General features: G+C 69.1%; 9 protein-coding genes and 1 pseudogene. 4 read left to right on the top strand and 6 right to left on the bottom strand.

The annotated features are described in order from the left end of the window. Positions 1 to 355, top strand: a pseudogene (locus AB0J09_RS48000) (hypothetical protein); the annotation flags it as partial. Here the strand turns inward: AB0J09_RS48000 and AB0J09_RS47995 are convergent. Genes AB0J09_RS47995 through AB0J09_RS47985 form a run of 3 tightly spaced genes read right to left on the bottom strand, consistent with a single transcriptional unit; the run spans position 345 to position 3008 of the window. Beyond that, positions 345 to 902, bottom strand: coding sequence for an LUD domain-containing protein (locus tag AB0J09_RS47995; RefSeq protein ID WP_360707169.1), 558 nt, complete (start codon positions 900 to 902; stop codon positions 345 to 347). The pseudogene AB0J09_RS48000 and the gene AB0J09_RS47995 overlap by 11 nt on opposite strands. Next, a complete protein-coding gene (locus AB0J09_RS47990; protein ID WP_360707166.1) occupies positions 889 to 2280 on the bottom strand; it encodes a lactate utilization protein B in 1392 nt (463 codons plus the stop codon). The genes AB0J09_RS47995 and AB0J09_RS47990 overlap by 14 nt, the downstream gene beginning before the upstream one ends. Next, complete coding sequence (locus AB0J09_RS47985; RefSeq protein ID WP_360707163.1) at positions 2277 to 3008, bottom strand: (Fe-S)-binding protein; 732 nt, start codon at positions 3006 to 3008, stop codon at positions 2277 to 2279. Before AB0J09_RS47985 ends, AB0J09_RS47990 begins: the two co-directional genes overlap by 4 nt. Before the next feature lie 176 nt (positions 3009 to 3184). On the opposite strand from AB0J09_RS47985, the gene AB0J09_RS47980 reads away from it, so the two are divergent. Continuing rightward, the gene (locus AB0J09_RS47980; RefSeq protein ID WP_360707160.1) at positions 3185 to 3886 is read left to right on the top strand and encodes an FCD domain-containing protein; all 702 of its coding nucleotides are present in this window, start codon (positions 3185 to 3187) and stop codon (positions 3884 to 3886) included. Here AB0J09_RS47980 and AB0J09_RS47975 read toward each other — a convergent pair. Next, positions 3880 to 5247: a sulfatase gene (locus AB0J09_RS47975; protein WP_360707157.1), complete on the bottom strand. Its 1368-nt coding sequence runs from the start codon at positions 5245 to 5247 to the stop codon at positions 3880 to 3882. The genes AB0J09_RS47980 and AB0J09_RS47975 overlap by 7 nt on opposite strands. A gap of 149 nt (positions 5248 to 5396) precedes the next feature. On the opposite strand from AB0J09_RS47975, the gene AB0J09_RS47970 reads away from it, so the two are divergent. Next, positions 5397 to 6398, top strand: coding sequence for an LLM class F420-dependent oxidoreductase (locus AB0J09_RS47970; protein WP_360707154.1), 1002 nt, complete (start codon positions 5397 to 5399; stop codon positions 6396 to 6398). Between the two features lie 54 nt (positions 6399 to 6452). On the opposite strand, the gene AB0J09_RS47965 is transcribed toward AB0J09_RS47970, so the two are convergent. Further along, on the bottom strand, positions 6453 to 7178 hold the full coding sequence (locus AB0J09_RS47965; RefSeq protein WP_360707152.1) for a DUF4328 domain-containing protein: 726 nt from the start codon (positions 7176 to 7178) through the stop codon (positions 6453 to 6455). Positions 7179 to 7224: 46 nt separating this feature from the next. After that, positions 7225 to 7872, bottom strand: a complete 648-nt coding sequence (locus tag AB0J09_RS47960) for a response regulator transcription factor (RefSeq protein ID WP_360707149.1) — start codon at positions 7870 to 7872, stop codon at positions 7225 to 7227. Between the two features lie 92 nt (positions 7873 to 7964). Here AB0J09_RS47960 and AB0J09_RS47955 point away from each other — a divergent pair. Beyond that, a partial coding sequence (locus AB0J09_RS47955) for an ATP-binding cassette domain-containing protein (RefSeq protein ID WP_360707146.1) occupies positions 7965 to 8312 on the top strand: 348 nt, incomplete at its 3' end.

Raw genomic sequence — 8312 nt, 5'->3', positions numbered from 1 at the left:
GTTCGAGGAGGACGTGGAGCGGGCACTCGACGAGTGGCTCGACCGCAAACGGGCCGAGCTGCTCGAGCGGCACCAGGAGATGTCCGGGCCCGTCGGGATGGCCCGCGTCGCGCAGGCGCTGCGCGAGGGCAGGGTGCACGCGGTGCTCACGCCCGGCGAGCTGCCGAACCCCATCTGGATCGGCGAGGGCGGCACCCAGCTCGCCACTGACCCGGCCGAGCTGCAGCGCTGGGGCGTGAGTGAGCCGGTCAAGGAGCGCTCGGACGCCGCCCTGGCCAGGGCCGCCGCGATGACGGACGCGGAGCTGTGGTTCTCCGACGCCGTCAAGGACGTGGCGGCCGTGCTCAGGTACTGATGATCACCTCGAGGGTACGGGGGCCGTGCACGCCCTCGACCCGGTTCAGCTCGATGTCGCTGGTGGCCGAGGGGCCGCTGATCCAGGTGAGCGGGCGCGCCGGGTCGAGCCGGGCGACGGCCTCCGGCACCCCCGCCACGATCTGGTCGGCCCGCACCACGCACAGGTGGTAGTCGGGGACCAGCGTCTGCGCTCGCGTGCCCTGGCCGGGGCCGTGGTCGAGCACGATCGTGCCCGTCTCCGCGATGGCCACGGCGCAGTACGTGACCACTCCGTCGGCCGTGTTCAGGTCGGTCCAGCCGCCTTCGCGGTCGAAGCCGTCGGGGACGAACATGCGGCGGCCGGCGACGCTGTCGTCGATCTTGGCGGGCACCTCGGCGGCGGGGAGCACGTGCACGATGGCCCGGTAGTCGTCCACTCGCTCGGCGAACAGGCCCACGAGGTCCTCCACCTGCTGCGCCGTACGGTAGTGCCGGGGGATCTCGACGTCCGCCGTGCCGGCGACGGCCTTGCCGATCCGGGCGAGGATCTCGTCACGAGCGCTCATTCCGCTCCCACCAGTCTCTGAAGGATTCTTCCGGAATTTCCGGCACGTCCCTGGTGTCTGTCCACGCCGACAGCGGCCCGGGCAGACGTTTCGGTACGAGCCCGCGCAGATGGGTCGCCGCGCGCTGGGCCTTGGCGAGCCGGTTGTGGTCGTTGAGAATCCAGCCCGCCACCTTCATGCCGGCCCGCTCGGCCGCCGCGTGCGGGGCCTTGGCCCGCAGGTCCACCAGGACCTCGGGGATGTCGATGGCGACCGGGCAGGCCTCGTAGCAGGCGCCGCACAGGCTGGAGGCGAACGGCAGCGAGGCGTCCAGGTCCGACGACATGCCTCTGAGCTGCGGGGTGAGGATCGCGCCGATCGGGCCCGGGTAGACCGAGCCGTACGCGTGGCCGCCCGCCCGCTCGTACACCGGGCACACGTTCAGGCAGGCCGAGCAGCGGATGCAGCGCAGCGCCTGGCGGCCCACCTCGTCGGCGAGCACGTCCGTGCGGCCGTTGTCCAGGAGCACCAGGTGGAAGTCCTGGCCCTCGACGGCGCCCGTCCACATGCTCGTATAGGGATTCATCCGCTCGCCCGTGGAGCTTCTCGGCAGCAGCTGGAGGAACACCTCCAGGTCCCGCCAGGAGGGCAGCAGCTTCTCGATCCCGACGACGCTGATGAGCGTCTCCGGCAGCGTCAGGCACATGCGGCCGTTGCCCTCCGACTCCAGCACGACGAGCGTGCCGGTCTCGGCGATCATGAAGTTGGCGCCGGAGATCGCGACCTTGCTCTTGAGGAAGCGTTCGCGCAGGTGGAGCCGGGCCGCCTCGGCCAGGGCGGGCGGGTCGTCGGTCAGGTTCGGCGGGACCTTGGGCATCTTGTCCAGGAAGATCTCGCGGATCTCCGACCGGTTGCGGTGGATCGCCGGGACCAGGATGTGGCTGGGGAAGTCGTCGCCGAGCTGGACGATCAGCTCGGCGAGGTCCGTCTCGTACGCGGTGATGCCCTGCTCGGCCAGTGCTTGGTTGAGCTCGATCTCCTGGGTGGCCATCGACTTGACCTTGACCACCTCGGTCTCGCCGGTGGCCTTGACCAGGCCCGCGACGATGGCGTTGGCCTCGGCGGCGTCCCTGGCCCAGTGGACGGTGCCGCCTGCCCTGGTCACCGCCTCCTCGAGCTGGATCAGGTAGCGGTCGAGGTTGCGGAGGGTGTGGTCCTTGATCGCCTTGCCGGCCGCGCGGAGCTCCTGCCAGTCCGGCAGCTCGCCGACGACGTTCGCCCGCTTGCCGCGGATGGTGTGGGTGGCTTTGCGGAGGTTGTAGCGAAGTTGCGAGTTTTGTACGGCTTTTTCGGCATTTTTCGGGAAACTGCCGGGCATGCCGAGGAAGGTCGCGCTCATTGGGCCTCCTCCGTGGATGCGAGGATCTCGGCCAGGTGCATCGTCCTGACGCCGGTCTTCTGGCGGCTCAGCGTGCCGCCGATGTGCATCAGGCACGAGTTGTCCGCCGCGCAGAGCACCTCGGCACCGGTGTCCAGGATGTTGCGGGTCTTGTCGGCGCCCATGGCCGCGGAAACGGCCGGGTTCTTGACCGCGAACGTGCCACCGAAGCCGCAGCACTCCTCGGACCCCGGCAGCGGGACCAGCTCCAGGCCGCGTACGTTCTTCAGCAGCCTGGTGGGCCGGTCGCCGAGGTGGAGGCCGCGGAGCGAGTGGCACGTCGGGTGATATGTCACCCGGTGCGGGAAATATGCCCCAACGTCGTCGGTTTTCAGGACGTCGATCAGGAACTCGGACAGCTCGTACACCTTCGGCACGACCTCCGCGATCGCCGCCGCTCCCCTGCTGCCCGGCTTGGCCAGCTTCGGGTACTGCTCGCGCACCATGGCCGCGCACGACCCCGACGGCGCCACGACGGCGTCGTACCCAGCGAACACCTCGGTGAAGTGGCGGGCCAGCCGCACGCCCTCCTCCCGGTAACCGGTGTTGACGTGCATCTGGCCGCAGCACGTCTGGGCGGCGGGGAAGTCCACGTCGCAGCCGAGCCTGCGCAGGAGCGACACGACGGCCTTGCCGGTGCCGGGGAAGAGCGTGTCGTTCACACACGTGATGAACAAAGCGACTCGCACGACTCTCCTTCCAAGGCCAATGAGAAACCTGCTAAGTGGGCTGCCGCAACGGCCTCAGCCGGGCACAACAGTGGGGCGGCAGTCCAACGAGCAGGTTTCTTGTTGGGTATGGTCTTACCACAGTATGGTCAGACCATACCGAACCACATCCTTCCCGGCCACCACGAGGGAGTCCGTTGGACGACAGCGGCTGGCGTCCCGTCAAGCGAACGCGGACGTTCGAGGACGTCCTCGCACAGATCGAGCGGCGCATCACCGAGGACGGCCTCACGGTGGGCGACCGGCTGCCCGCCGAACGCCAGCTCGCCGAGCAACTCGGCGTCAGCCGCTCGTCGGTGCGCGAGGCCATGCGCGTGCTGGAGACCCTCGGCGTCGTGTCCTCACAGGTGGGGAGGGGACCTGACGCGGGGGCCGTGCTCACCTCGCGCCCCGACACGGCTCTGTCTGACCTGCTCAGGCTGCACCTCGGCCTGGCCAACCTGGAGATGCGCGAGGTCATCGACGCCCGCCACATGATCGAGCAGTGGGCCGCCACCCTCGCCGCCTCCGCACGAGCCGACACATCCGCGCTCGCCGCCGCTCTTTCCGGGATGGACACGGCGAAGTCCGCGGAGGAGTTCGTGGAGCACGACACGGCCTTTCACTGCGCGATAGCGGACGCGTCGGGCAACCGGCTCATCGCCGCCATCATGCGCTCGCTCCGGGACTCCATGCGGAGGTACTCGGTCGAAGCGGTGCAGCGCCTGGGCGACACGTCGATCCTGCGCGCCGACCACGTACGCATCCTCGAGGCCATCGACAGCGGCGAAGCGGGCGAGGCCGCCGAGGCGGTCTCCGAGCACCTGGCACACGCCTACCCCTCGCTGTTCGATCACTGACGCATGTCGGCCTGCCGGCATGTGCCACCCGAGCAGGCCGCCATCGCCGTCAGCCGCTCCTCGAGGTCGGCCAGGAGCGCGGGATCGGCACTCGCGGCCAGGTTCTGCAGCTCGTACGGATCCTCATGCAGGTCGTAGAGCTGCGTCTCCCCCGTCTCGTACCGAACATAGGCGTACTGATCCGTACGCAATGCCCGATAGCCGGGCACCGGGGTCTGGGCGGCCGACGCCTTGTTGGCCGGCCTGTTGAACTCGACCAGCACGTTCCTGCGCCACTCCGCCGGCGGCGTGCCCTTCAGCAGGGGCACCAGCGACCGCCCCTCCGCGAACGACGGCGCGGTGGCCCCGCCCAGCTCGGCGAAGGTCGTGGCCAGGTCCACCGTCGAGCCCAGTTCGCTGATCGTGGAGTTCGCCTTGATGCCGGGACCGCGGACGACCAGCGGGACCCTGATCGCCTCCTCGAACGGGGTGGTCTTGCCCTGCCTAAGCCGATGCGTACCGAGATGGAAGCCGTTGTCCGAGGTGAAGAAGATGTAGGTGTTGTCCAGCTGGCCGGTCTGCTGGAGCGCCGTCACCACGGAGCCGACGAGGTCGTCCACGCCGAGCATGGCCCGCATCCTGGCACGGTAGTGCTCGTCGATCTCGTCGATGCCCGCCTGCGAGATCGGGGGCCTCTCTCGCAGCCAGAGCGGCTCGGCGCTCACGTCCTCCTGGTTGAACGAGGGCGTCCGCGGCGCCATGGCCCCGGGGAACGCTTCCGCGTGCCGGACGGCGGGATTGTCCGGATTGTGCGGGCCGATCGGCGCCAGGTACAGGAAGAACGGCTTCTCCTTCGAGCCTGCGATGAAGTCGGCGGCCTTGCGAGCCAGCACGTCCGACAGGTAGTCCTGCTCGGTCCAGCCGTAGTCGAACAGGGCGCCGTTCTCGTTGAGCCGGTAGCCGTACTCCTCGTAGAGGGCTCGGACCGGCACGTCCCATTCGTCCCACCCGGGCGGCATGAACGCCTCGTCGGCCGTCCCTCCCGGGTAGTGATTGAGGTACTTGCCCATCAGACCCGTACGGTATCCGGCCTGCTGCATCCAGGTCCCGATAGTGGAACGTTCCAGATCTAGGGTGTGAAAGCGGTCAAAGCCCCCTTCGGGCGCGGTGTTGGTCAGCACGCCGTGGCTGTGGACGTACTGGGAGCGCAGGATCGACGACCTGGACGGGCAGCACCAGGAGTTCGTCACGAAGAACCGGTCGAACGAGGCGCCCTTGCGCACGAGGTGCTGGGTGATGTTCGGAAAGTTCGGCAGCGTCCCCGTTTCGAGGTCGTCGGCCAGCACGAGCACGATGTTCGGCCGGGACTTGCCCTCGGCCATCGTGATCCCGGCCGCCGATTGGAGGAGAAGCAGAAGGCAGGCGAGACGACACAGACCTTTGATCACAGAGTGTCACTTCCCCGGAAGATCCACCATTGACACGTTGAGCCGCCGCAGCCGTAATAGAACTTAATTCCGGAGGTGTTCTCATGAAACTCGGCCTGAACCTTGGCTACTGGCAGCGCCACGCAGACGACGCGACCGAGTCGGTGCTGGCGGCGGAGCGGCTCGGCTACGACTCGGTGTGGACGGCCGAGGCGTACGGCAGCGACGTGTTCACGCCGCTGGCCTGGTACGGAGCACGTACGAGCCGGATCAAGCTGGGCACCTCGATCGCCCAGATGTCGGCCAGACCACCCGTCACGACGGCGATGACCGCGATGACCATCGACCACCTCACCGGCGGACGGCTGCTGCTCGGCGTGGGCGCCTCGGGCCCGCAGGTCGTGGAGGGCTGGTACGGCCAGCCGTTCGCCAAACCCCTGGCCAGGACCCGCGAGTACGTCGAGATCATGCGCAAGGTCTGGCGCCGCGAGGAGCCGGTCACCAGCGACGGCCCCCACTATCCGCTCCCGCTCGCGGACAGCCTGGGCAAACCGCTCAAGCTCATCACGCATCCGCTCCGCTCCGACATTCCCGTCTATCTCGGTGCGGAGGGACCCAAGAACGTCGCCCTGGCCGCGGAGCTGGCGCAGGGCTGGCTGCCGCTGTTCGCGTTCCCCTCCAAGATCGAGGAGATGTACGGCGAGGCGCTCGCGGGCGCTCCCGAGAGCTTCGACGTGGCGGCCATGGTCATGGTGGTGATCTCGGACGACGTGCGGGCCGCGCTGGACGGCGTGAAGATGATGCTCACGCTGTACATCGGCGGCATGGGGGCCAAGCACCGCAACTTCCATGCCGACATCATCGGCCGGATGGGCTATGCCGAGGCGGCAGAACACATCCAATCGCTGTACCTCTCCGGCCGGAAGGATGAGGCTTTCAGGGCGATCCCGGACGAACTGGCCGATGGCATCTCGCTCGTGGGCCCGCCCGGGCGGATCAAGGAGCGCCTCGAACTCTGGCGCAAGAGCCCCGTCACGAGCCTCCTGGTCATGGGCCCGCGCGACGAACCCTCGCTGAGGCTCATCCGCGACCTGGTCCTCGGCTGACGCACGACAGCGCTCCCCGGGGAGCACGCGACGTCGCGGCCGGGAGCGGGTGGTCTAACCCGTGCGGCCGATCGGCGTGGAGCCCGGTGCCGGGTGGGGCTGCTGCGGCGAGAACGTGTGCACGGTGCCGGGCTCGGCGGCCCGGGGAGCGCGGGCGGCGCACTGCAGTCGCGTCAGCTCGCGTACCGTCGCCGCGCACAGCAGGGCGGCCACCGACAAGCAGGCCAGCTCCAGAACCCCCACCCCCGTCAGGCCGCCGGTGGACGAGTCGAGCGGGACCCTGATGGTGACCAGCGCGAGCGTGGCGAGCCAGCTCAGCCACCATGCCGCCAGCAGCGCCACCCACCGCCCCCGGCGCTCCGCGGGCGGCTTGATGCCGTGCCACACCTCGTCCACCAGCACCACGGGTGCCACTAGGTTGACGCCGGGGATCAACCAGGCGGCGGCCACGGGACCGGAGGTGGCCGAGCGATCGTTGGCCTGCCTGGCCCGCACGAGCCAGGTCACGTAGGCGGCGGCCGCCGCTATCGAGGTGCCCGCCACCAGCATCAGGAGCACCGCGAACACCGTCACCGCCCCCACCACGGCCTCCGCGGCGGGCCCCTGCGGGCGGCCGCCGAAGGCGGCGAGCTGGACGGCGAGGTGATGGCCGCGGGTCCGTTCGAAGATCACGAGGGCGCCAAGGGAGAGGACCTGGGCGGCGAGCGTCACATATACGGCAAAGGCGGCTCTCGTCGGTGGTACATGGGCGTAGCGCACGTTGTTCTCCCCCCGGGCCATGCGCTGAGGTTCTGATTCACTTGTATCCCGGGAGCCCCGTTGTTAATCAGCTCACGACACCGGATTCCCACGCCCAAGCTGCGATTTCAACTCGATTCCTGACACCGAGCTTGGCCTGGATGCTGCCCAGGTGCGTCTTTACCGTGGAAAGTGACACGAAAAGCTCCCCTGCCACCTCCTGGTTGGTGCGTCCCCTCGCCACCAGGCGCACGACATCCAGCTCGCGGTCGGTCAGCGGGTCGTTGGCGGGGAGCGCCGCCCGCCGCGGCTTGGCCAGGTGCTGCAGCAGCCGTACTGTCACCGACGGCGACACCAGCGCGTCGCCCGCCGCGGCGGCCCTGACCGCCTCGATCAGCAGCGTGGGCCCGCTGTCCTTGAGCAGGAAGCCGGTCGCGCCGGAGCGCAGGGCTCCGTACACGTACTCGTCCAGGTCGAACGTGGTGACGATGACCACCCGCAGCGGGTTCTCCACGCCGGGACCCGCCAGCGCCCGGGTCACCTCCAGCCCGTCGAGCTTGGGCATCCTGATGTCGAGCAGGCACACGTCCGGCCTGAGCCGCCTGGCCTCGGACACCGCCTCCGCGCCGTCGGCCACCGCGGCCACGACCTCCATGTCCGGTTGAGCGTCCAAAATCATCTGGAAGCCGGTTCGTACCAGTTGCTGGTCGTCAGCGATGAGAACCCGAATAGTCACGGCCCTAACTCTAAGGATCAGCCGTTCGGCCGAGGCGGAAATGGTCGCACGGCCGATCCGCCGCCCCCTGCCCGGCCGAGAGTCTGTACGGCATGAACGATGTGCTTGTTGGAAGAGCCCTGACCAAGAGGTTCGGGCAGACGGTCGCCCTGGGCGGCGTGGACATCACGGTACGGGCCGGCGAAGCCGTGGCGATCATGGGGCCGAGCGGTTCCGGCAAGTCGACGCTGCTGCACTGCCTGGCCGGGATCATGAAGCCGGACGCGGGCGAGGTGCACCTGCTCGGCCAGCGCATCGACGCGATGGGCGAACGCGGGCGCAGCGCGCTGCGCCGCACCCGCTTCGGCTTCGTCTTCCAGTTCGGGCAGCTCCTGCCCGAGCTGCCCGCCGAGGAGAACGTGGCGCTCCCGCTCATGCTGGGCGGGGTGCCGAGGGGCCAG

Origin of the sequence: Nonomuraea sp. NPDC049784, from assembly GCF_040659615.1 — a bacterium.
GTDB lineage: Bacteria > Actinomycetota > Actinomycetes > Streptosporangiales > Streptosporangiaceae > Nonomuraea.
Note: the sequence above shows the minus strand (reverse complement) of the source record. Positions and strands in the feature narration are given on the sequence as shown.